At 60.3% G+C, this 20582-nt stretch carries 22 protein-coding genes; 8 read left to right on the forward strand and 14 right to left on the reverse strand.

Annotated elements, in window-relative coordinates:
- Nucleotides 1-25 precede the first annotated feature (25 nt).
- The 5 genes from GSQ93_RS25785 to GSQ93_RS25805 all read right to left on the reverse strand — a co-directional run bounded on the left by GSQ93_RS25785 (nucleotide 26) and on the right by GSQ93_RS25805 (nucleotide 4481).
- Nucleotides 26-661: a twin-arginine translocation signal domain-containing protein gene (locus GSQ93_RS25785; RefSeq protein ID WP_158938472.1), complete on the reverse strand. Its 636-nt coding sequence runs from the start codon at nucleotides 659-661 to the stop codon at nucleotides 26-28.
- A gap of 41 nt (nucleotides 662-702) precedes the next feature.
- The gene (locus GSQ93_RS25790; protein WP_158938473.1) at nucleotides 703-1098 is read right to left on the reverse strand and encodes a VOC family protein; all 396 of its coding nucleotides are present in this window, start codon (nucleotides 1096-1098) and stop codon (nucleotides 703-705) included.
- Nucleotides 1099-1315: 217 nt separating this feature from the next.
- A complete protein-coding gene (locus GSQ93_RS25795) occupies nucleotides 1316-2347 on the reverse strand; it encodes a fimbrial protein (protein ID WP_158938474.1) in 1032 nt (343 codons plus the stop codon).
- Between the two features lie 203 nt (nucleotides 2348-2550).
- Nucleotides 2551-3441, reverse strand: a complete 891-nt coding sequence (locus tag GSQ93_RS25800) for a DMT family transporter (RefSeq protein ID WP_158938475.1) — start codon at nucleotides 3439-3441, stop codon at nucleotides 2551-2553.
- 221 nt (nucleotides 3442-3662) lie between these two features.
- Nucleotides 3663-4481 carry an SH3 domain-containing protein gene (locus tag GSQ93_RS25805; RefSeq protein ID WP_158938476.1) on the reverse strand — a complete coding sequence of 273 codons (819 nt, stop codon included), beginning with the start codon at nucleotides 4479-4481 and terminating at the stop codon, nucleotides 3663-3665.
- A 343-nt stretch (nucleotides 4482-4824) separates the two neighbouring features.
- Between GSQ93_RS25805 and GSQ93_RS25810 the strand changes: the two genes are divergently transcribed.
- The 3 genes from GSQ93_RS25810 to GSQ93_RS25820 all read left to right on the forward strand — a co-directional run bounded on the left by GSQ93_RS25810 (nucleotide 4825) and on the right by GSQ93_RS25820 (nucleotide 6501).
- Nucleotides 4825-5280, forward strand: coding sequence for a GNAT family N-acetyltransferase (locus GSQ93_RS25810; RefSeq protein ID WP_254074053.1), 456 nt, complete (start codon nucleotides 4825-4827; stop codon nucleotides 5278-5280).
- 47 nt (nucleotides 5281-5327) lie between these two features.
- Nucleotides 5328-5657: a TfoX/Sxy family protein gene (locus GSQ93_RS25815; protein ID WP_158938766.1), complete on the forward strand. Its 330-nt coding sequence runs from the start codon at nucleotides 5328-5330 to the stop codon at nucleotides 5655-5657.
- A 121-nt stretch (nucleotides 5658-5778) separates the two neighbouring features.
- Nucleotides 5779-6501, forward strand: coding sequence for a GntR family transcriptional regulator (locus GSQ93_RS25820; protein ID WP_158938477.1), 723 nt, complete (start codon nucleotides 5779-5781; stop codon nucleotides 6499-6501).
- Between the two features lie 60 nt (nucleotides 6502-6561).
- On the opposite strand, the gene GSQ93_RS38555 is transcribed toward GSQ93_RS25820, so the two are convergent.
- From GSQ93_RS38555 to GSQ93_RS25835, 3 genes are all read right to left on the reverse strand, one after another.
- A complete protein-coding gene (locus GSQ93_RS38555; protein WP_301952087.1) occupies nucleotides 6562-8118 on the reverse strand; it encodes a methyl-accepting chemotaxis protein in 1557 nt (518 codons plus the stop codon).
- A gap of 86 nt (nucleotides 8119-8204) precedes the next feature.
- Nucleotides 8205-9038 carry an amidohydrolase gene (locus GSQ93_RS25830; RefSeq protein WP_158938478.1) on the reverse strand — a complete coding sequence of 278 codons (834 nt, stop codon included), beginning with the start codon at nucleotides 9036-9038 and terminating at the stop codon, nucleotides 8205-8207.
- A 6-nt stretch (nucleotides 9039-9044) separates the two neighbouring features.
- Entirely contained in the window at nucleotides 9045-10292 is a 1248-nt protein-coding gene (locus GSQ93_RS25835) for an MFS transporter (protein WP_158938479.1), read from the reverse strand.
- Between the two features lie 327 nt (nucleotides 10293-10619).
- Between GSQ93_RS25835 and GSQ93_RS25840 the strand changes: the two genes are divergently transcribed.
- Both GSQ93_RS25840 and GSQ93_RS25845 read left to right on the forward strand, forming a co-directional pair.
- Nucleotides 10620-10856: a hypothetical protein gene (locus GSQ93_RS25840; RefSeq protein ID WP_158938480.1), complete on the forward strand. Its 237-nt coding sequence runs from the start codon at nucleotides 10620-10622 to the stop codon at nucleotides 10854-10856.
- A gap of 49 nt (nucleotides 10857-10905) precedes the next feature.
- On the forward strand, nucleotides 10906-11367 hold the full coding sequence (locus GSQ93_RS25845; protein WP_158938481.1) for a GNAT family N-acetyltransferase: 462 nt from the start codon (nucleotides 10906-10908) through the stop codon (nucleotides 11365-11367).
- Nucleotides 11368-11388: 21 nt separating this feature from the next.
- Here GSQ93_RS25845 and GSQ93_RS25850 read toward each other — a convergent pair whose 3' ends face one another.
- Entirely contained in the window at nucleotides 11389-11910 is a 522-nt protein-coding gene (locus tag GSQ93_RS25850) for a DinB family protein (protein ID WP_158938482.1), read from the reverse strand.
- Nucleotides 11911-12009: 99 nt separating this feature from the next.
- Here GSQ93_RS25850 and GSQ93_RS25855 point away from each other — a divergent pair, with 99 nt between their 5' ends.
- Nucleotides 12010-13170, forward strand: a complete 1161-nt coding sequence (locus GSQ93_RS25855) for a citrate/2-methylcitrate synthase (RefSeq protein ID WP_158938483.1) — start codon at nucleotides 12010-12012, stop codon at nucleotides 13168-13170.
- Between the two features lie 51 nt (nucleotides 13171-13221).
- On the opposite strand, the gene GSQ93_RS25860 is transcribed toward GSQ93_RS25855, so the two are convergent.
- Together GSQ93_RS25860 and GSQ93_RS25865 are read right to left on the reverse strand one after the other, a co-directional pair.
- A complete protein-coding gene (locus GSQ93_RS25860; protein WP_158938484.1) occupies nucleotides 13222-13530 on the reverse strand; it encodes a type II toxin-antitoxin system RelB/DinJ family antitoxin in 309 nt (102 codons plus the stop codon).
- A gap of 174 nt (nucleotides 13531-13704) precedes the next feature.
- Nucleotides 13705-13998, reverse strand: a complete 294-nt coding sequence (locus GSQ93_RS25865; protein ID WP_158938485.1) for a hypothetical protein — start codon at nucleotides 13996-13998, stop codon at nucleotides 13705-13707.
- Nucleotides 13999-14371: 373 nt separating this feature from the next.
- On the opposite strand from GSQ93_RS25865, the gene GSQ93_RS25870 reads away from it, so the two are divergent.
- Entirely contained in the window at nucleotides 14372-15436 is a 1065-nt protein-coding gene (locus GSQ93_RS25870) for an AraC family transcriptional regulator (RefSeq protein ID WP_158938486.1), read from the forward strand.
- Between the two features lie 27 nt (nucleotides 15437-15463).
- Here the strand turns inward: GSQ93_RS25870 and GSQ93_RS25875 are convergent, their stop codons facing one another.
- From GSQ93_RS25875 to GSQ93_RS25885, 3 genes are all read right to left on the reverse strand, one after another.
- Nucleotides 15464-16738, reverse strand: a complete 1275-nt coding sequence (locus GSQ93_RS25875; RefSeq protein WP_158938487.1) for an MFS transporter — start codon at nucleotides 16736-16738, stop codon at nucleotides 15464-15466.
- Between the two features lie 171 nt (nucleotides 16739-16909).
- Nucleotides 16910-18004, reverse strand: coding sequence for an adenosine deaminase (locus tag GSQ93_RS25880; RefSeq protein WP_158938488.1), 1095 nt, complete (start codon nucleotides 18002-18004; stop codon nucleotides 16910-16912).
- Nucleotides 18005-18065: 61 nt separating this feature from the next.
- Nucleotides 18066-19415 (reverse strand): NCS2 family permease, encoded by a 1350-nt coding sequence (locus tag GSQ93_RS25885; RefSeq protein ID WP_158938768.1) that lies wholly within the window; start codon nucleotides 19413-19415, stop codon nucleotides 18066-18068.
- A gap of 102 nt (nucleotides 19416-19517) precedes the next feature.
- Here GSQ93_RS25885 and GSQ93_RS25890 point away from each other — a divergent pair, with 102 nt between their 5' ends.
- Nucleotides 19518-20426 (forward strand): LysR family transcriptional regulator, encoded by a 909-nt coding sequence (locus GSQ93_RS25890; protein WP_158938489.1) that lies wholly within the window; start codon nucleotides 19518-19520, stop codon nucleotides 20424-20426.
- The last annotated feature ends 156 nt before the right edge of the window (nucleotides 20427-20582 follow it).

The raw sequence follows: 20582 nt of genomic DNA on the forward strand, positions 1-20582 counted from the left end.
CAGATGTGCGCCACGGTTCCGACTATCACGCGACCGGCGGACTTGCGTCGGCGGGCGGATTGGGCAGCCAGGTCAGGTCGTTGAAGCCGCGATACACGTAGCCACCCTTGCTGAACGCTTCGCCCTCGTAGCCGAAATGAGCAAACGCCATCTCGTTGTTGTAGAGCGAGGTGACGCACTGGCCACGCACGAGCAGGACGAACGGATCGGTCTGATTGGCTTCGACAATAGCGGTTCGCTGCGCGTCCGAGAGGCTTGCTGTGTCGTTCCATTTGCCGGACGCGGCATCGTTCAGTTTCGCCACGCCGGTCTTGATGACATCGATGGTCTTCGGGTCGGTGGCTTTGGCGTCCACGTCCTTGACCGCGAGCGCGTAGACCGCATCCGGCAGCGTCTTGTGCGGATAGAGCGTGCGCGCGAGCACCATGATGGCGTCGGCCTGATTCTGATCGATATGGCTTAGTTCCACCGCCCAGGCGCGACTTGGCGCCAGCAGGGCGATCGGGGTGCCGGCCACCAGCAAACCGGTCAGCACGACGGACCCTTGGAGGAAGTGCCTGCGGCTCACGCGTGCAGACGGCACAGACGATATAGACGATATAGCGGGGATCGCGTCGCCGGTCTCGGCTGCGACTATGGCAATGGGGATTGCCTTGGGCATGATTTGTCTCCTTTTATATTGTGCACAGCGACAACGTCAGTTCATACGTAGTGACCCTCCCTCGATAGCACCTCGATCTTGTAGCCGTCGGGATCGGTGATGAAGAAAAAGCGTGCGGCAATGGCGCCGTCATGAGTCAGCGATTTCAGGTCGCCCGGTTGCATGCCCTGGTTCAGCAGGCGCTCACGGAACGCTTCAATGTCATCGACGGCAAACGCCACATGGCCGTAGCCCGTGCCGTGCGTATAGGGCGTCGTTGTACCTTTGTTCAGCGTGAGTTCAATCTCGGCGCCGCTCTCGGGATCGCGAAGGTAGACGAGCGTGAAGGTATCGAAGTCAAGACGTTGCGACTCGCGCATGCCGAACGCGTCTTGATAGAACGCAATGGAGCGATCCAGCGATTCAACGCGAATCATGAGATGAAGGAATTTGGACATGCGAGACTCGTGTCATAGCGTCGCTTAAGTATGCAACGTTGACAGAAAAGAGGGTAATAGCGGGTTATTACGGCGAGGGAGTTTGCTCGGGTTAAACACCTAGGGCGGAGGTTCCAAAGAGACATCCCGGCTCGCACGCAAAAAACCGTGCATCAAAAGACTCCGCGGAACCACCCTTGAAGATTGGCGTTCGCCTTGGCGACGGGGGCGGCGGTATTTACTGGTAGCTCATTGTAAAGGTCGCATTCGCGTCCGCCGTCCCGGGCGTAATCGCCCCGGTCCGCACGTAGCGTGCAGTGAACGGAATAGCGAGTACGCCGGAGGTACTTACGGTGCCCACACTGAACTGATTCACGTTGTTAGCAATGGCCGAATCGGAACCGTAGCTGATTACTGTCCCGTTATAGACAATTTGATAGCCCACCCCTTTGGCCGTCGATGTGGGCGACAGTGACAAAGTACTGCTGACGTTAGTGGGATTGGCGGCGTCGGTCATAGTCATGGACACAGAGACCGGGCTTGGGCAATTGATCGAAATGCTGAACCCGGTATCGCCGGTTGTTGACCCGACCGATGGCAGGTAACGCCCGCTGGCCACCGGCATTGTTACCGAAACGGCTGACTGCTGGACGGTGCATGCCGGCGCGGCGACCGATGTGGTGTTATTTGATAGCTGCAATACGTTTATTTCAGCCGATCCATAATTTCCGGTCGCCAATTTGGCTGGAAGGCTGAAGCTACCGGCGGCAACCTGTCCGGTTACCATCAGTTGCACGCGAAAGCGTCCCATTGGGCCGTATGTTTTAGCACCCGCGCTCCCACCGTTCGACGCGGGCCAATTCACCAGACTCGTGGCAGTCATGTCGGGGGTGCCTGACATGCCGTTGACCCAAGCCACCTTTATTCCGACTCCATCCAGGCCGGTTTTATAGACGCCTGCCTGCCCGGAGACGGGGGTCATCGCGCTGCCATAACCGAAAGTGATTGCCGAGGTGCCGGAGCAATTGGCTTTAGTGTCGGGTGTCGAGACCCAATTGCTGTCATACAGAATCGTTCCCACAACTCCGTCGCGGGGAGTCGCAAGGTTCGTGGGAAGCGCCAGCGTTGCAATTCCTGCTGGACCACTACTAAGGACGTTGCAATCGGCAAAAGCAGATGTATTGAAGCACAAAGCGAGTACGGTCGCGGCATATAGTCGGAGCGCTAAAGGACGTCGTTCGCTTTGTTCATTCGGCCATTCAAGCAACATGGTCATACACTCGGAAGGCTGACAGAACTGCTCAGTGTCCGGCCAAAGTCGTGACGATTCAAATGCTTTTTGCTTTTACGCTCCGCACTTTCACTCCGCGACACGTTGGCCCGGAACGTTCAGAATCTGATCGCGTTTGCCGCACGATATCCATCAAAAATAGCGGCCACCGTTTCGCTACTGCCGTTCGTGTCTTCCGGGATTCATCGCCAAGTGGCGAGCGCTACGCCAGCCACCGCAAACACCATTGCTCCCCATGCCAGCGGTGGCATGACTTCATTCAATAACATCGATGAAAGCACTGCTGCAACCGGTGGGATAAAGAAGAACAACGATGCGATCTTCGACGCTTGTCCCGCGCGAACCAACGCAAGCAATAACGTGATCGCGATCAGCGAGTTGCCAACCACGAGATAACTCAGCGCAGCGACAAACGTCCCGGTCCATTGCACATGAACGTCTTCCAGCAGCAGCGCCAAAGGTGCGCAGAATACAAGGCCAATCGAATACTGGATCAGATTTGCCGTTACCGGATGTTGCCGTACACCGAACCGCTTTTCATAAAGCAACGCGGTTGTCATTCCAATCAACGCGCCGACTACAAGCAGGAGCCCCGACACTGAATGCACCGACAGACTCGATCTCGCGACAATCACACCGGTCGCCCCAATGAGCCCAAGGATCAGCCCCAGCCATTGCCGGGCGCCCACGCGCTCGCCCACGAGTCGCGGCGCCAGCGCAGCCACAAGCACCGGTTGCAGCGAGACGATAACCGCGGCCACGCCGGCTGATACCCCCGCTTTGAAGGCGAGGTAGCTCAGGCCAAAGTAGACAACCTGCACGAGAAACCCGACCACGCACGCATGTCCCCAGGCAGTTCGGGTCTTCGGCAACGCAGGCCGGGTGATGATGAAGAGCGGGATGAGCAGGCAAACGGTGCATCCGTAGCGCAACGCCAGCAGGGTTAGCGGCGGTGCATAGCTGACTGCTATTTTTGCTATCGGAAAGCCGCCTGACCAGAGCAGCACGAAAGCCATCTTGGCGGCGAAAGTCTTAACGCTTGCATGTTGCGTTGAAGCATTGGCTTGCAGCATTGTTCCTGGCTCGAGTGTTCTGCGGTCCCGCGTTGCACGGGTAGCGTTTTTTATCGATGCTTCAGGCGCCCGTGAAAGCGGGCGCCTGGTCCGAAAGGCGAATTTTCCAAACGCGTGGCGCGGGTGCAAGCGACGCGGAACCAGTGATGTTTCGCGTCGCCGCTCGCGCGTTACTGCAGGCGTAGACCGTGTCACCGGCCGCGACTGGTGAAAGATCGCGGTTATCCGCGCGGTTGTTGGTTGCCTCCACCGCCTTGCCCGCCACCGCCGTGGCCACTCCCGTTGCTTCCTCCGCCGCCACGACCGGGCGGCGGTCCCTGGGGTCGTCCACCCCCGCCTGGTTGGCCTGGAGGACGCCCTCCCGCACCTTGGCCCGGCGGCGGTCCCGGAGGACGTCCACCCGCGCCTTGGCTCGGTGGTCGCCCTGGAGGACGTCCGCCTGCACCTTGTCCCGGCGGTGGCCCTGGGGGACGTCCACCCGCACCTTGGCCCGGCGGTCGCCCTGGAGGACGCCCGCCTGCACCTTGTCCCGGTGGTGGTCCAGGAGGACGCCCGCCGCCATGACCGGGCTGTGGTCCCGGCGGAGGACGTCCGCCATAACCGGGCGGACGGCCGGGACTGGGCCTGGGAGGCGGACGATTCGCCCAGCGTGATTGCTGGTTATACCAAGGGCGGCCGCGGTAATAGCTGCCCCAGTACGAACCGATGGAAAATGTCACGATAGGCAAACCGATCGTGGTTCCGTAGGTCAGGATCGGTACATTGCCGCCCTGATACGGATAGCTGAGACGCCCCGCATAGACCCAGCCGCGCAAGTTGGGCACGACCACGTCGCACCATGTGTAGCCGCTGATGCAACCCATGACGGTGACGGGCACGCCCCCCGGCAACTGAGTCACGATCGGGTAGTCGCCTGCCGGCCCGGCGCGCAGGTTGACCGAGCTATTCGTGTACGCCTGCTGCTGCGCGAACGTCACGCCGGGCAGCGCCAGTAACCCCGCAAATCCGATACAACCCCATTGAAGCAATTGTTTTCGCATGTGGCCTCTCATCGTGGGAGTGCGACTTCCGATGCTTATCGGCAACCGTCCACGCAACCGCAGTCGTCGACCCGACATCCCCGAAAACTGGACGGATTAAGCAAGTATGGAGTTCGCTCCTCACGGAGTCTATGCGGGTGAAACCTGCCGGAACAGAAGTTTTGGATAAACTTGAATCCATCCCTGATGGTGCGCAGCGCTTGGGGACCTCTCAACTATCAACGCGGCCAACGTCAACGAGGGACACTGCATGCTTGTTGGAATACGCGAGGCCACGGTGGAAGACGCGCAGGCTATCGCCACGATCCACGTGGACTCATGACAGGCGGCGTATCGCGGAATCTTGCCCGAGGCCTACCTGGCCAATCTGGTTGTGACACAACGGCAGGAGGCATGGCGTAAGTCGATCATCGCCGGCAGGCCTCGGGTGCTGGTCGCTCAAGCCCACGCTCACGCCGATTCCGATTCCGACCCCGACGAAACGCTTCTCGGCTGGGTCGCATTCGGGGACTCACGGGACGGGGACAAGGATCATCGCTGGGCCGAAGTGGAGACGCTTTACATCGCGCCGGCATTCTGGCGTAAAGGCATCGGCAAGCGATTGATCGATGCCGCGCGACACGCGCTGCAGTCCGCCGGATACACGGACGTCGCCCTGTGGGTCTTGCTGGACAATCGTCGCGCGCGCTCCTTTTATAAACGAAGCGGCTTTATCTGCGATAACTCGAGCAGAGGCGTTCAACTCGGCGGCAAGTGGTTGACCGAGATTCGATACTGTTGCCCGCTTGGCGGGACATGAACGACCGCTTCATCGGGCGGCCCATCCCTAACGAACAGGAAAACAGCGTGGCACGCGATAAAGGCCTGGAAGAACTATTGGCCGATGAACTGAGAGCCGAGCCGGGAATCACCGAGAAGGCGATGTTCGGCGGATGGGCGTGGCTCGTGAACGGCAACCTTCTGTGCGGCGCCCGCGACGACGGCATGCTGGTACGCCTCGGCAAAGACCGGGATGCCTGGGCATTAAAAATACCCGGCATTGTTCCGATGCTCTCGCGTGGCCGGCGAATGGAAGGCTGGGTTTGGGCGGCGTCGGAAGCCTATGGTAGCGACGCGCTACGACGCAAGCTGATAGACGCCGCGCTCGAATTTGCCCGGTCGCTGCCGGCTAAATAAACCGAGGCGTTGCACAGGAGAGCGGTTAGGGCTGCGACGTCCCACTGCAACGCAATTTGACGTCACACAGCACGAGGGGAAGTCATACAATCCTGTGCATGTATTACACCGAAGATCACGCATGCAAGCCGACAACCGACTCCCCCGATACCAACGCCTGCGCGACGAGCTTGCGTCGAATATAGCCGCGCGCCGCTGGCAACCCGGCGAGGCCATTCCCACCGAACAGGAACTCGCCCAGAGCTTCGACCTCGCGGTTGGAACCGTGCGCAAGGCGATCGACTTGCTCGTCGCGGAAGGACTGTTGGAACGTTACCAGGGACGCGGCACGTTTGTCCGGCGCGCGAGTTTCGATGGCTCGCTCTTCCGGTTCTTCCGCTTCCAAAGCAAGTCCGGCGAAAGGCGGATTCCTAAAAGCCAGATTCTAAAACGCAGCGTGGTTGAGGCACCGGCAGCCGTCGCCGCGACGCTGCAGATCGCGTCCGGCGCCAACGTGATCCAGATGGCGCGGTTACGCCTGATCGAGGACGCGCCCGTGCTGACCGAGGACATCTGGTTGCCGCTCGACCGTTTCGCGGCGTTCGCCGATCTGCCGCTCGACTCTATCGGCGACCTGCTTTATCCGGTCTACGAAGCGAAATGCAATCAGGTCGTGGCATCGGCTACGGAAACCCTGACGGTCGAAGCCGCAAGCCTGAAGCACGCAAAACTGCTTGGCATAGAGAAGGGAACGCCCATCGTGGTGATCGAGCGGCTGGCCTATGGATACGATCGCCATCCGCTCGAATGGCGTCGCTCGCGCGGCCCGGCGAGCCAGTTCCTGTATCAGTCTGAAATCCGCTGAGCCACGCGCCACGAAGGCTGTTCAGGCCTTCTGCGCGCTTTGGTTCACGCTAGCTCACGCTTACTGGCTCACGCTGAAAATCGCGAGCGCGTCTTTCAGCGACTTCGCCTGATCTTCCAGCGATTGCGCGGCCGCTGCAGCCTCTTCCACCAGCGCTGCGTTCTGTTGCGTGACCTCGTCCATTTGCGTGACGGCGGTAGCGACCTGGCTAATGCCCCGGCTCTGCTCGCCGGATGCCGCTGAGATTTCGCTCATGATGTCGGTCACGCGCTGCACGGCTTGCGTGATCTGGGTCATCGTTGAACCCGCTTCTCCAACCAGCCCCGAGCCCACGCTCACCCGCTCCACCGATGTATCGATCAACCCCTTGATCTCTTTGGCCGCACTCGATGAACGTTGCGCGAGGTTGCGCACTTCGCCGGCCACGACCGCAAAGCCGCGACCTTCCTCGCCCGCCCGCGCCGCTTCCACGGCTGCGTTGAGCGCCAGGATGTTGGTCTGGAACGCGATGCCTTCAATGATCGTGATGATGTCCGCGATCTTCGCCGAACTCTGCGAGATATCGGCCATGGTCGATATCACGTTGTTCACCACCGCGCTCCCGTGACTCGCGATGGTCGACGCGCTCGCGGCAAGCGTAGTCGCCTGGCTGGCGTTGTCCGCGTTGCGTTGGACCGTGCCGCTGATCTGCTCCATGCTCGCCGCCGTTTCCTGTAACGATGCAGCTTGCTGCTCGGTGCGCGCCGACAGGTCGGTATTGCCCGAAGCAATCTCGCCCGCGGCGACAGTAATGGATTCCGCTGAATGACGGATGTGCCGTACGGTCGTCGCGAGTTCGGTTTGCATGCGGCGCAACGCGCCTTGCAACTGACCCATTTCGTTGTCGCTTTCCACGATGATCGGCGTACGCAGGTCGCCGCCGGCGATGCGTTCAAAGTCGGCTGCCATCGCCGTGATCGGCTTCACGACCAGACGCGTCAACGCAGATCTCACCGTGATGCCTATCACCAGCGCCAGCAGTGCGCAGGCGACCAGTACCGTATTCACGATGTTCGCGGTCGTTTCCGCTGCTTCGAAACGCTGTTGGGCACGCGACGACACATAACCGAGCAACGGCTGCGAAAGTTGATCGAACTGGTTGTAGAGCGGGCTGCTGAACTGCATCTGTATACGTTTGTATGCGTCGAAGTCCTTTGCTTCGAGCGCGTCGAACTCCGGCATGATGCCCTTTTGCATCATCGCGGCGTGCTTGGCGGCGGCGTCGGTAATGAGCGCCTGTGCATCGCCCGATACCGGCAACGCGGCGAACGCATCCCACTGCTTTTGCGATTCATTGCAGTATTCATGGGCGGTAGCGAGCTGTTTAGTGGCGGCGTCGGTCTTGTTGTCCTCAATCAATGACTCATAGCGGTTTTTCGCAGAGCGGCAACGCAACAGCAATTCGGAACTGCGGGTCAGTGCGGTGCTTCCCGTCAGATCATGCTCGTACATATTGCTTAGCGCTTGGTTTGCCCGGCCCAGCGCGACAAATGCACAGGTTCCGACAACGAGTACCAACAGGACAAACACGCTTGTCGCAAGGGTCAAGCCTGTCTTGATTGAAAGATTCTTAAACACTGTCCGCTGGCCTCATTGATATGAACATATATATGTTTAACGGACCGGAAGCGGGAGACTTGAGGGTTTTTTCCTGTTTCCGATGATTAGCGAAAGTGAAACAGCTCCGCCGGTGTGTCGATCAACACGGCCTGCCGATGTGACTCACTGGTGACAAGGCGATATAGGTCGTGCAGCGCGTGTCGTGGGTTGCAGACATGCTCGAACTGGGTATGTGGCCAGTCCGTGCCCCAAAGCAGACGGTCGGCTCCGAACGCGGGCAGCAATTCCGACCATGCGTTCGCGCTCGTGGCAAAAGTCGCTTCGGGATCTCCCGGTCTCGCGCTCACCCGATACCCCGCCGATACCTTGACCCACACGCGCCGTGTCTGGCCCAGCAAAAGCAGGTAAGCGAAGCCGGGGTCGCTAATGCCAAGCGCGGGATCGAAACGCCCGAAATGATCGATCACGATCCGCACGCCGCTTGCCAGCAACGCGGGCGCCACTTGATGCAGGCGGCCGGCGTCGATCTGCATTTCGAGGTGCCAGTCGAGCGCGGCCATGCGCGACAGCAGCGCGGTCCAGTGTTGATCGGTGAAATCGGGGAGGTGGGCGCCGATCAGGTTCGCGCGAATTCCCACCACGCCGCGCGCATGCCAGTCGTCGATATAACCAAGCGCATTCACCGGATCGGCCATGACGACGCCGCGCAACTGCTGCGGATGCGCGTCGAGACACGCGAGCAGATAGCTGTTGTCGAAGCCGAGGAAGCTGGGTTGGATCAGCACCCCATGCGACATCCCGATGCTGACTAGCATGGCGCGATAGCGCTCGAGCGGGGCGTCGTAGGCCGGGGCATAACGGCGGCCCGGAGCGAGCGGCAAATCTCGCGTGAAGACGTGGGCGTGCGCATCTATACCGGTGATAAGACGATCGTTCATAACAACCTATGCCGGAACGTCTTCGGCTAGCGTGCGCCCGCGCGTTTCAGGCAGCATCATCACGCTGACGGCGACGATCGCATACGCGAAAACCGCGTCCACCCCGATCGCAAATCCAAGCGAATACTGCGCAGCCAGATGTCCGACCATCACGGGGAATCCCGCCGACACGACCCGCCCGAAGTTGTAGCAGAATCCCACGCCCGTACCGCGCGTGCCGCGTGGATAGAGTTCGTTGAACAGCGCGCCCATGCTGGCCGGAATGCCGGCGGCGAAAAAGCCGAGTGGGAAGCCAAGCGCCAGCATCGCGTGATTGGAGAGCGGCACGAACAAATAAACGATGACCGTCCCCACGCAGCACACGGAGAACAGCAGGATGGTTTGACGGCGCCCGATCCGGTCCAGCAACTGCGATGCAGCCAGGCAGCCGAAGAAAAATGCCGCGATGATCACCGCCAGATAACCGCCGGTACTCAGCACCGAAAGATGACGCTCGGTCTTCAGGTAGGTCGGTAGCCAGGTGGTGAGCGCTGAATAGCCGCCATGTGCGCCCACGCCCAGCAGGCCACCGATCAGGGTCATGCGTATCACGTCGGGCGCGAAGATCGACAGGAGCGGCGTGCGTTCCTTTGCGTCCTTCAGTCCCGCATCCTTGCGCGCGGGCGCGACGGGTTCCTGCACATTGCGGCGGATATAGATGATCAGGAGCGCGGGCAAGATGCCGATGCCGAACATCACCCGCCAGCCGATATCGGGTGACATGAATGAAAACACGGTCGCGTAAAGCAGCACGGCCGCAGCCCAGCCGACGGCCCATGCGCTCTGTACGGCGCCCATCGCCTTGCCGCGATGTTCGTTGCGGATGGTCTCGGCCATCAGCACTGCGCCCGCTGCCCATTCGCCGCCGAAGCCAAATCCCTGCAGCGCCTTCAGCACGATGAACTGCGGATAGTTCTGCGCGAACGCCGACAGCAACGTGAAAATGGAGAAAAAGACGACGGTGACCTGCAAGGTTTTCACGCGGCCGTAACGATCCGCTGCCGCGCCGCAAATCCATCCGCCCAGCGCCGATGCCACCAGCGTGACGCCGCTCACCAGACCTGCCTGCGTTTTGCTGATGCCCCATTCCGCAATGATCGCGGGGATGACGAGACTGAACATCTGGACATCGAGGGCGTCGAGCGCCCAACCGCCGAAACACGCCCAGAACGTGTATCGCTCACCTTTAGAAACCTGCCGGTACCAGGAAAACATCGAGTCTCCGTGCGTCTTTTGTCTTGCTTGCTTGAATGAATGAGGCGGGGCCGAAATTGGTGAATGGTCAACCAATCGTTAAAACATATATATGTTTATATGAATGGCGAATTCGTGGGATAGGTGTTTACCCGTTATCGGCAGAGGGGCGCTCAGACTTTAGACGGTGTTTTTGGCGGTTTGCCTGTTTGGGATCAGCTTGTTGGCGGTCTGGTGGTCCATGCGGGAGTCAGGCCGTGGCTCTAGATTTATTGGGTCCATTGGATCTATGAACGGTGCCAGCACAATCTTATTCTTATAGCTAATTTCACGAGCTAGGAAGGCATCATGCGAACGACCACACGGAGGTTTGAAACACGCGTTTTCGTGTGGAGTGCGGTTCGGCTGCTGGTTGCCATCGTGCTTATCCTGGCGCTCATGTTGGCTCATCCCATTAGCCGTATCGTTGATGCATCGCAAAGAAATTTCGACGCTTGCGTGACGAGCAGCAACGCCAGTGCGCAGGGAAAACAGACATCCACCGAGCGCTACACGCAGCTCGGTGATTGCGCTGCGTCGCCCTAAAGTTTGCGGCCATACAAGCGCGATCCGTCAGTCAGGACAACTACTCCCTATGACCGAAACCCTCCACGTACGCCCCGTTGTGTCGTCCGATTTCCCCGCGTGGAAGCTTCTCTGGGATGGCTACAACGCCTTCTATGGCCGCCACGGCGACACCGCTCTGCCGTTTGAAATAACCCGGATGACGTGGTCCCGTTTCTTCGATGTCTACGAGCCCATGCACGCGCTGGTGGCAGAAAGCGCGGGAGAGCTGGTCGGGTTGGCGCACCTTCTTTTTCATCGAAGCACGATCCAACTGGGACCCAGTTGTTATCTGCAGGACTTGTTCACCGCTGAGGCCGCAAGAGGAAAAGGAGTTGGCCGCAAGCTGATTGAAGAGGTTTATCGGCAAGCACAGACATCCGGTGTGGAGCGCGTGTATTGGCATACGCGAGAGACCAACACCACGGCGATGCATCTCTACGATAAAGTCGGCGAGAAGCAAGGGTCGGTGGTGTATCGCAAGCCGATATAAGTCACGCTGTCCTTAAGCTCCTCAAGCGAGCCCCTTCTCCGCGAGACGTTGATAAAACAGCAAGTCAAGTTCCGGCGCGCGTCCCGCCAGACCGGTCAGCAGCGCATGCACCTGGCCACGGTGATGCGTCTGGTGATTGAACCAATGCGTCAGTGCAGGCGCGAGCGGTTGCGTGATCGCTTCCGGCGTGGAGACGCGCCGGTACGTGATCGTACCTTCCAGCGACGCATCATCAAGTCCCGTTACGTACCGCACGATCCGTGCATCGTCCGCCTCACGCGCTTGGCGCAACGGCTCAAGCTCATCGAAGAGAATTGCGTCGAGCCGGTCAGGTGAATCGCCCTCGCCGGTGAATCGAAACATCCATACGCGGTCCGTCACAAGCAAGTGATTGAGCGTGCCATGAACGGATCTGAAAAACGCGCCGCGATCTGCTCGATAATGGGCGTCGCTGAGCAGGGCGGCGGCATCGCAGAGTCGCTTATTCGCCCACGCGTTGTAGCGCGCGAATGTATCGAAGTGCTGTTTGAGCAAGCCTTGCATATCGTTCTCCTTGCGGCTCTAAAACGTTCGTACCGTACGGATATTAATATTGATAAAGTTGACGTCAATCTTGATTCAATTCATCAATGTGAGATCCCCATGGCATGGATGACGGCGAGCGAGGCCTTGAGCATCTTGAACGTCCGCGCGCAGACGCTGTATGCGAACGTGAGCCGCGGAAAGATCCGCGCGAAACCCGATAAGACGGACCCTCGCCGCAGTCTTTATCATCGCGACGATGTAGTGCGCATGGCGGAGCGCCGGAGCGGGCAGCGCAAGGTCGAGAAGGTCGCGGCGCAGACGATCGACTGGGGCGATCCTGTTTTGCTTTCTGCTATTTCGATGGTATCGAATGGACGGCTTTGGTATCGCGGGCGGGATGCCATCGAGCTTGCGAACACGGCGTCGTTTGAGGAAGTCATCGCGCTGTTGTGGGAGACCGAGGCGGTTTGCATCGAGCTATCAATCACGCGTGAGGCAGCTGACGCTGATGATCCGCTGACCGCGAGTCTTGTCGCTTTGGCGAGGCGTAGCGCGCGTGATTTGCCATCGAGTGGACGCACGCCTGCGGTGCTGCGAGACGAGGCCGCCAGCGTGCTTTCGACGCTCGCACAAGCCATTCTGGGCGGCACGATTTCTTCGCATGCGGGCCGCACGTTGAGCGAGTGTTTGGCCGAATCGTGGGGATGCAGCGAGGCGGAAGACGCGATCCGGCGCGCCCTCGTTTTACTCGCCGATCATGAACTGAATGCATCGACCTTCGCTACGCGCATCACGGTCTCCACGGGTGCGTCGTTATCGGCTGGCGTGCTGGCTGGCCTCGCTACGCTCACTGGACCGTTGCATGGAGGCGCATCGACATCGGTTCGCGCGCTGATTGAGTTGGCAACCGATATCGGCCCGGAAGCGGCCGTGCGTAACTGGCTGGCGCAAGGCCGCGCGTTTCCGGCATTCGGTCATCCGCTATACGCCGATGGAGACCCCCGGGCGAGCGCTCTGCTCGGCACGGTGAGCGTGCCGCCGCTTTACACAGACCTCGCCGCGTGCGTGGAGAGGGCGGTCGGCGAGCGGCCCAACGTTGATTTTGCGCTGGCGGTTCTTGCCGCTGTTTTCGATCTGCCGGCGCATGCGCCGCTGTCGCTGTTCGCACTTGCACGCTGTGCCGGATGGCTTGCTCATGCGTTGGAGCAAGGGCAAACGGGCCGCCTGATCCGGCCTCGGGCGCGTTACGTCGGGCTACAACCGAGGTCCGCAGAGTGAGTTCGCATGATCTATCGCGATCATCTGGTGCGAAAGCGGACCATTCAAGCCTCACGCGTCACTTCCACCGGTTTTCCGAAGCGCGGCCGCGCGACGCTTGGCGAAATGGGCTTCGACTTCATCGTGCAGGATAACCGGGCGTCGATCGTCCAATGCTTCCTGCACTTTGGCGCGGAACCATGCGTCATGTGTCGCCGGGTCGGTGGCAAAAGCGAACGGCAACGCACCCTCATTGGCAATGCGCGTCAGCAGGATACGTACGGCATCCGAGACGGTCAGTCCCATGTTGTCGAGCACCGCAGCCGCACGCTCTTTCAGCACAGGGTCGATGCGCGTTTGCACCAATGCACTTGCAGCCATGGCGCCGACTCCTCTATGGTAGCTCTAGAAATACCACTGTAATTCACTTGCATTACATTGGATGTCACTACCTAGGCACGGGTGCGGCAATCTTTGCAAAAATGCCGATTTTCGCGACAAGGCGAGGCGGATGGGGCTTTGGCACGGCCGGTGTCCGCCGCATCCCCTCCCGGCTCACGCCGCCGTTTGTTTGAACGCGTTCGGCCGTGCGCGCTTGGCCAGATCCTGTAACAGCCGTTGCACACGGTGCTGTTGCGCGGCGACGAGGTCGCTCTCGCTCATCAGGGCGCGAAGCCGGCTTTCCCAGTAATTCTTGTCCATGCCGTGGACGGGTCCGGCCGAGTTGGCTCGCGCCACGGACCTGACCATGCGCTCGATGTGGTCGAGTTGGTGATCGGCTAAACTCGCGGGCAGCAAGTTACCGGGGTTACCGGGGTAAGGCGACGGTGCTTTCTTTAAAGCGCTCATTTGGCTGTATCTCGTCGTGCTTCGCTGAGCTTTCTCAGGAAGCGTGTTGCGATCAATTCGTCCTGACATCGCCGATCAAGCCGCTCGGTCGGCCATTACATTACAAATGCCAATGGCGACGCACGAGCGCGGCGATATCGTTTTTCAGTTACCGCCGCCTTTTCATCGAAAAAGCCTGTAATTCGCGCGTGCAATGCCGTAAACCAGGCATTGCTTCTCACGATGCGGGATGGACAGTGAAGTTATTGATCTGAAGATATCGCACTGTTTTGGGCAGGCTTTACCCTATGTCTCAATTCTCAAAAATAAATTGATCACCGCGACCCGGGCCGGATAAGTTGGCCATTTCGGGGCGCCATCAGGTAAAAAAACAATGGCTTCGCATACCCGTCGAGACGGGCTCGCTCAGGCTGCAGCGGGGGACGCTGGCATCGTCAGCAGTAGTTTCAACACGTACACCTCGAAGGTGGATCAGCAGATGCTCGCCTGGCGCGACCGGGTGGGGCATGTCGTGGATGTCCTGCCCACGAAGGCGCAGATGACCGGCGGCTTTCGCGGCAGTATCGACCGGCATGCAGCCGGCGATTTCGTCTTCACCGACGCCACCACCGACGCCATGTCGCTCGACCGCTCAGTCGCGAGAGTGTCCACGGACGTGCGGCGCGACTATGTTTTCCACATCTTCGTGCGGGGTGAGGTTGACACGGGAACGAGCATCCAGAAGAAACGCAGCGCCCCGAATTCGGTTCAGGGAATAGTCGTTTTCGACATGGACCAGCCGTTTCGCACCGACCGGTCCGCGTGCCAGGTGTTGACGATGTTCGTGCCGAGGGCGGTCGTGGAGGCCACAATTCCAGACGCCGATGCAATTCACGGCCGGATCGTCCAGCACGGCGCGCCGCTGACCCAGCTCGTCGTGAATCACGCGTTGGCACTGAGTCGCGATCTGCCGGCAATGGGCGCGGCGCAGGCGGTGCGTGAATTGAATGCCGGCGCGCAATTGCTGCTTGCGGCTTTCCGGAAGCAGGCGAGTTTGACCGGCGATGCCCGCGCAGCCGTCCAGGCGGCCGTGATGAGCCAGGTGCGGCGGTTTGTCGAAGCGAATCTGAATCAGCCGGATCTTTCGCCTTCGAGCGTGGTGGATGCGCTGCAATTAAAGCGCGCCACCATCTACCGCTGGTTCGAGCATGAGGGCGGACTGGGCGCGTATATCCGCCATCGCCGGTTGCGCGAGGCGGCCGACGAGCTGGTCCGCTTCCCGCATCTTCACGTTATCGATATTGCCTACGGGTTGGGGTTCAACAGCGCGTCGGATTTCACGCGGGCGTTTCGCCGCGCTTACGGCATGAGCCCGCAAGATGCGCGCGCTCGCGCGCTTGAACTGCAGCAGGCGAGCAAGCTGGAACTGACGTCTTTGTACGGGCCCGGTGGCAGATAGCGTGCTGAGCACACACGATCAACCCGGTCAGTCGAGCGTCCTTTCCGGGAATCGCTGCAGGGCAAAAAGCGTGACGCAGGTGGCGGCGATCAGGTACCACGCGGGCATCATCGGATTGCCGGTTTTGGCGATCAGCCACGTGACGATAAGCGGCGAAAAACCACCGAAAATTGCCACGCCGAAGCTGTACATGATGGACAGCGCGGCGGCGCGATGCTGCGGCGGAAAAGCCTCCAGCATCATCACCGTACTGGCGCCGGCGTTGCTGAGCGCGACCGCCACATACACGAGGATGATCAGTAGCGCGGTGACATCGCCTACGCCCATTTTCAGGGCCAGGAAGGCCGGATAAGTCAGCGCGAGACATATCACGAGCGCCAGATACTGGATTGGCTTGCGCTGCTTTTGGCCGTCGGCGAGCTGGGCCACCAGCGGATTCACGACCATGATCACGAGACCGGACAGGCTGGCGGTAATCAGGCTGATGACCGGCGGCCGATGCAGCGTGCGCACCAGATAGCTCGGCATATAGAACACCGTGATGTAGATGCCGATCGACGGCGCCGCCATCATCAATGTTCCGTACGTGAGCGTGCGGGCGTGCTCGGAGAACAGGCTCGCAAGCCGTGGGCGCTTGGGTAAATCCATGACAATCGAAGGCATGCGCCGACGCAGATACCAGCCGACGGGGCCGATCAACCCGCCGAGCAAGAACGGAATCCGCCATCCCCATGCGTGCATCTCGGCCGGCGTGAGTAAAGCGGTAGTAATTGCGCCGACCATCGCAGCGGCAAATGCGGCCGCTCCCTGGCTCGCACCCCGCCAGCTGGTGAGATAACAGCGGCGGTTGCGCGGCACCGATTCCATCAGCACCGCCGACGCCGGCCCGATCTCGCCGCCTGCCGCGAGCCCCTGCATGAGTCGCGCGAGAACCATCAGCACCGTCGCAGCGGGGCCGATGGTCGCCACCGTCGGCAGGCAGGCGATCAGCCATGTGCCGAGCGTCATGAATGCGAGCGACCAGGTCATGCCGGCTTTGCGGCCCCGGCTGTTGGCGATCTGCCCGATGACGATTGCCCCGAGCGGGCGCATGACGAAGCCAGCACCGAAGGTGGCCAGCGACAGCAGCAGTGAAGACAGCGGGCTGTGCGACGGGAAGAAGAGATTGCCGATGATGACAGCGGAGAAGCTGTAGACCGTGAAGTCATACGCGACAAACGCGTTACCGATGACGGTAGCCAGCACGATGCGGGCGGGCTTTGCCTTGGGCGCTTGGGTCAGGTGATCTGCTGCGGGGTGCATGGGTACGGTCTTGGGCGGGCGGCGGTGCCAATATGTGCGGACCGCTATTTCTGGCTTGGGCGATGCCCGGGGCATGATAAGGCAACGCGAATACTTGTGCTTGGGGCCGGATCGATGCTGAGCCCGGATCCGCGCAACCTAACATTCGCCCGCACCCAAGCCCGTCCGACCTTACGGCAGTTGCGCCGCCAGCGCATCAAATTCGCCGGGCCACTGGGCTCTCCACGCATCGCGCGTTGCGCCATCGACCCAAGCTCCGTCAATGCCGTTCAGCATGAAACTCCGTAAATCGCTGATGTCAAAGCCGAAATGACTGAACATCAGTTCCCACGCTTCACTCGGATTCACCTTGTGCAGCGCCGGGTCGTCGGTATTCGGATGGATCTTCAAACCTAGCCCGGGCATGCGGCGGATCGGATGCAACTCCGCCCATTTCTCCGGCGGCAACGTGCGCAAGTAATAGGAGTTGGTCGGCACAACCGTGAACACCATGCCTGACGCGGCATATCTGGCGGCCAGCGCGGGGTTGTCGACGATCGTATAACCATGATCGATACGATCCACCTTCAGCAACTCGACTGCCGTCTCCACATTGCGCCACGGCATGCCGAATTCGCCCGCATGCGCGGTGGTCTTGAAGCCCGCGTCCCGGGCGTTGCGATACGCTTTCCAAAACAATTCCGGCGGCCGGTCGTTCTCGCGATAATCCACGCCAATGCCCGCGACTTCATCGGCGCGATCGGCCTTCATCCACTCGACCAGGGCCACCGCTTCGTCGGGATCGGCCTCGCGGTCGATACTCGGAATCAGCAGCGCGGACATGCCAAAGTCCCGCGATGCATCGCGGATCGCCGCGACAATGCCCGCCTGCGCGTTGCCGTATTCAATCTTCGATACCCGTACCGTGCCCGTCGGATTCCAGAAAAATTCAGCGTGGCGCACGTTATGCGCGGCGGCGTCTTCCAGATATTCGTAGGTGATGCGGCGCAGGTCATCGGCGTCGGTGAGCAAATATTCATCCAGCGCGCGCAGCACGCGCAACACGCCGACCGGTTTCTCGCCGCGCGTATAAAACGCGTCGATCTCGGCCCGTTCGATAGGCGCATGGCTTTTTTCAGCCAACGCGATAAACGTCTCGTGCCGAACCGCGCCCAGCAAATGGCAGTGCAGTTCGACCTTCGGGATTGCCTTGAAAAATGCCCGGTGCGCCGGCGTGATCTTGATGCCGGTGCGTGACGCGGGCACGTTGCCAAATGTCTCGTTCATATTGTTTGTTCGTACTTGCGGTAGTGCTGGATTAATGGTGCTTGAACTAATGGGGCTAAAGTCAATGGTGCTTAACAACGGTCCAGAAGTAGTAACCGAGTGGAATAGCCAGCACGACAAGACCCCAGGGGACTTCTTTAAAGCGCCCTGCAAGCAGCTTCACGATCACGAAACACAACAAGCCGCCCGCAATCCCCGTGCCGAAACTATTCGACATCAGCGTGAGCAGGACCATGGAAAGGACCGGGAAGGCGTCCGTGAAATCGTCGAAATGTGCGTGGCGGATCGTGCTGAACATCGACAAGCCGATCAGGATCAGCGCCGGCGCGGTGGCTTCCTTCGGGATCGCAAGCGCGACCGGGACGAACAAGAGCATCAGTGCGAACATGCCTGCCGCAGCCAGCGATGAAAGTCCGCTGCGCCCGCCCGCTTCCACGCCTGCCGCCGATTCAACCAGCGCCGTGAGCGCGGGAATACCGAACACGGGGCCGAGCGTGGCTGCGATTGAATCGACGAGAAATGGCCGGTTGATATTCGGCAGGTTGGCGTTTTCATCGAGCAGGTTCGCTTTGGCGCCGACCGCGAGCGTCGTGCCCAGCGTCGAGAAAAACTCGGCGGCGAAGAACACGAACAAATAAGGAATGGCGGCAACAGTCAGCGCGCTTGGGATATCCAGCTTGAACGCGACGGGCATGATGTCGTGCGGCAACGAGATCACCGATTGCGGCAGATGCGTGACGCCCAGCGGGATACCCGCCGCCGCCGCGATCAGGATTGCCCAGAGAATGGCGCCCGGAATACGTCGCCCCTGCAACACCACGGCTGCTGCCAAGCCGATCAACGCGACGATCGTGCCGGGCCGCGAAAAATCGCCGAGCGCGAGCGCATTGGTCTTTGCGTTTGCGATCACCATGCCCGCGTTACGGAATCCAAGCACCGCGATAAAGAGCCCGATGGACGCACCGAGACCGAGCTTGATCTGAGCGGGAATCAGCCGCACGACCAGACTGCGCGCGCCGACCAGCGTGAGGATCAGAAACAGCACGCCGGAGATGAACGCAATGCCCAGACCCGTTTGCCAGGCGACGTGTTCGGTCGCCGCCAGCGTCACGCCAAGGATCACTGACCCGCCAATCCCAGGCCCGACGATAAACGGTAGATTTGTATAAAGCCCCATGAAAATGGTGCTCAAAACGAAAACGATGATGGTCGACGTGGTCGCCGCGCCCCGATCCATGCCGCCCGTTGCGAGCAGCGACGGGATCACGACGAGCAGATACGCCGCGGCGAGAAATGACGTAATGCCTGCAAGCGTCTCAATGCGAACGCTGGTATTGCGCGCGCTTAATGCGAAGCGGCGATCCAGCCAGCCGCTCGATGTTTTTGCTGCGGCGAGGTCGTTCGATGCCATCGAAGATTCCTTGTTCACTATTATTTCCTTTGCGTATGCCGGCTTTGCCGCGCTTTATACTGCGGCGCATCTGTCCCAATCTGTCTGAAGCGGTGGCGCTCAATGTCCGATCGTTCGTCCCTCTTGCCCGCGCTGACGCTGCGGCAAGTGCAGTACTTCGTTGCGCTCGCGCATGCGCGCAGCTTCACGCAAGCGGCGCAATCGCTCTCGCTGACACAGCCCGCCCTGACCGCCGCGATCCGGCAGATCGAGTTCCTGCTCGGCGGCCCGTTGTTCGCGCGCTCCGCTCACCGCCTTACGTTGACCGCTGCTGGGGCAAGCATACTGCCGCTCGCGGAACGTCTGCTGAACCACGCGCGCGGTACTTTCGACGACATGGCCAGCACCTTCGCCGAGCGCCTGCAGACGGTGCGCATCGCGATGATTCCATCGGTTGCCGGACGCTTGCTGCCGGTGTTGAATGCGTTCCGCGAACAACGACCGTCGCTGCGTTTCACGCTCACCGACCTGCCGAATACCGCGCTGATCGACGCGGTGCGTGAAGGGGTTGCTGACATCGGCATTGGTGTCCATGAGCCGGAAGCGAACCACGAGGCCTTGCGTTTCAAAGATGTCTTTGAAGACGAGATCGTCGTGGTCCTGCGTCGCGACGATCCGCTCGCTCAACGTAAGACCATGCCGTGGGCGAAGCTTGTTGGCCGGGACCTCGCGGTGTTCGTGCGCGGCAGTGTGAGCGACGCGCTGAATCGAACGAGTGGCGATGAAAAGCTGCGTCTTTCGGTTGCGTATCGGATGGAATATTCCGAGCCGCTGTACGCGCTGGCACGTAATGGTCTTGCGATTGCGGTTTTGCCGAGCCTTTACACACTGCATTTGCACGATCCCGAGCTCGTCGCGCTGCGTCTGGATAAACCGCGCGTTACGCGTGCTATTGCGTTGATCTCGCTCGTGGGGGATGATCGCGGTCCGCATGTGAAAGCGTGTTGGGACTATATTGCCGCGCATATTTAAATCATTGGTCGATGTTTAGGTGGTCGGTCGGGGTCTATGACGGGGTGGTGCTTTCGGCGTTAGTGGTCTGCGTGAGTCGGATTTTCTCTCTATCACTGTTAGCCACTGTGCGTGGCGGCACGTCATTTCTTTGTCCAAAGCGACAAAGAAACGAAG

It is taken from the genome of Burkholderia sp. S171 (assembly GCF_009766085.1).
In the GTDB taxonomy this organism is placed as follows: domain Bacteria; phylum Pseudomonadota; class Gammaproteobacteria; order Burkholderiales; family Burkholderiaceae; genus Caballeronia.

Coding starts and splice junctions, on each gene's coding strand:
- GSQ93_RS25785 (WP_158938472.1), bottom strand. CDS start 661: ATGCCCAAGGCAATCCCCATTGCCATAGTCGCAGCCGAGACCGGCGAC.
- GSQ93_RS25790 (WP_158938473.1), bottom strand. CDS start 1,098: ATGTCCAAATTCCTTCATCTCATGATTCGCGTTGAATCGCTGGATCGC.
- GSQ93_RS25795 (WP_158938474.1), bottom strand. CDS start 2,347: ATGTTGCTTGAATGGCCGAATGAACAAAGCGAACGACGTCCTTTAGCG.
- GSQ93_RS25800 (WP_158938475.1), bottom strand. CDS start 3,441: ATGCTGCAAGCCAATGCTTCAACGCAACATGCAAGCGTTAAGACTTTC.
- GSQ93_RS25805 (WP_158938476.1), bottom strand. CDS start 4,481: ATGCGAAAACAATTGCTTCAATGGGGTTGTATCGGATTTGCGGGGTTA.
- GSQ93_RS25820 (WP_158938477.1), top strand. CDS start 5,779: ATGCAAGCCGACAACCGACTCCCCCGATACCAACGCCTGCGCGACGAG.
- GSQ93_RS25830 (WP_158938478.1), bottom strand. CDS start 9,038: ATGAACGATCGTCTTATCACCGGTATAGATGCGCACGCCCACGTCTTC.
- GSQ93_RS25835 (WP_158938479.1), bottom strand. CDS start 10,292: ATGTTTTCCTGGTACCGGCAGGTTTCTAAAGGTGAGCGATACACGTTC.
- GSQ93_RS25840 (WP_158938480.1), top strand. CDS start 10,620: ATGCGAACGACCACACGGAGGTTTGAAACACGCGTTTTCGTGTGGAGT.
- GSQ93_RS25845 (WP_158938481.1), top strand. CDS start 10,906: ATGACCGAAACCCTCCACGTACGCCCCGTTGTGTCGTCCGATTTCCCC.
- GSQ93_RS25850 (WP_158938482.1), bottom strand. CDS start 11,910: ATGCAAGGCTTGCTCAAACAGCACTTCGATACATTCGCGCGCTACAAC.
- GSQ93_RS25855 (WP_158938483.1), top strand. CDS start 12,010: ATGGCATGGATGACGGCGAGCGAGGCCTTGAGCATCTTGAACGTCCGC.
- GSQ93_RS25860 (WP_158938484.1), bottom strand. CDS start 13,530: ATGGCTGCAAGTGCATTGGTGCAAACGCGCATCGACCCTGTGCTGAAA.
- GSQ93_RS25865 (WP_158938485.1), bottom strand. CDS start 13,998: ATGAGCGCTTTAAAGAAAGCACCGTCGCCTTACCCCGGTAACCCCGGT.
- GSQ93_RS25870 (WP_158938486.1), top strand. CDS start 14,372: ATGGCTTCGCATACCCGTCGAGACGGGCTCGCTCAGGCTGCAGCGGGG.
- GSQ93_RS25875 (WP_158938487.1), bottom strand. CDS start 16,738: ATGCACCCCGCAGCAGATCACCTGACCCAAGCGCCCAAGGCAAAGCCC.
- GSQ93_RS25880 (WP_158938488.1), bottom strand. CDS start 18,004: ATGAACGAGACATTTGGCAACGTGCCCGCGTCACGCACCGGCATCAAG.
- GSQ93_RS25885 (WP_158938768.1), bottom strand. CDS start 19,415: ATGGCATCGAACGACCTCGCCGCAGCAAAAACATCGAGCGGCTGGCTG.
- GSQ93_RS25890 (WP_158938489.1), top strand. CDS start 19,518: ATGTCCGATCGTTCGTCCCTCTTGCCCGCGCTGACGCTGCGGCAAGTG.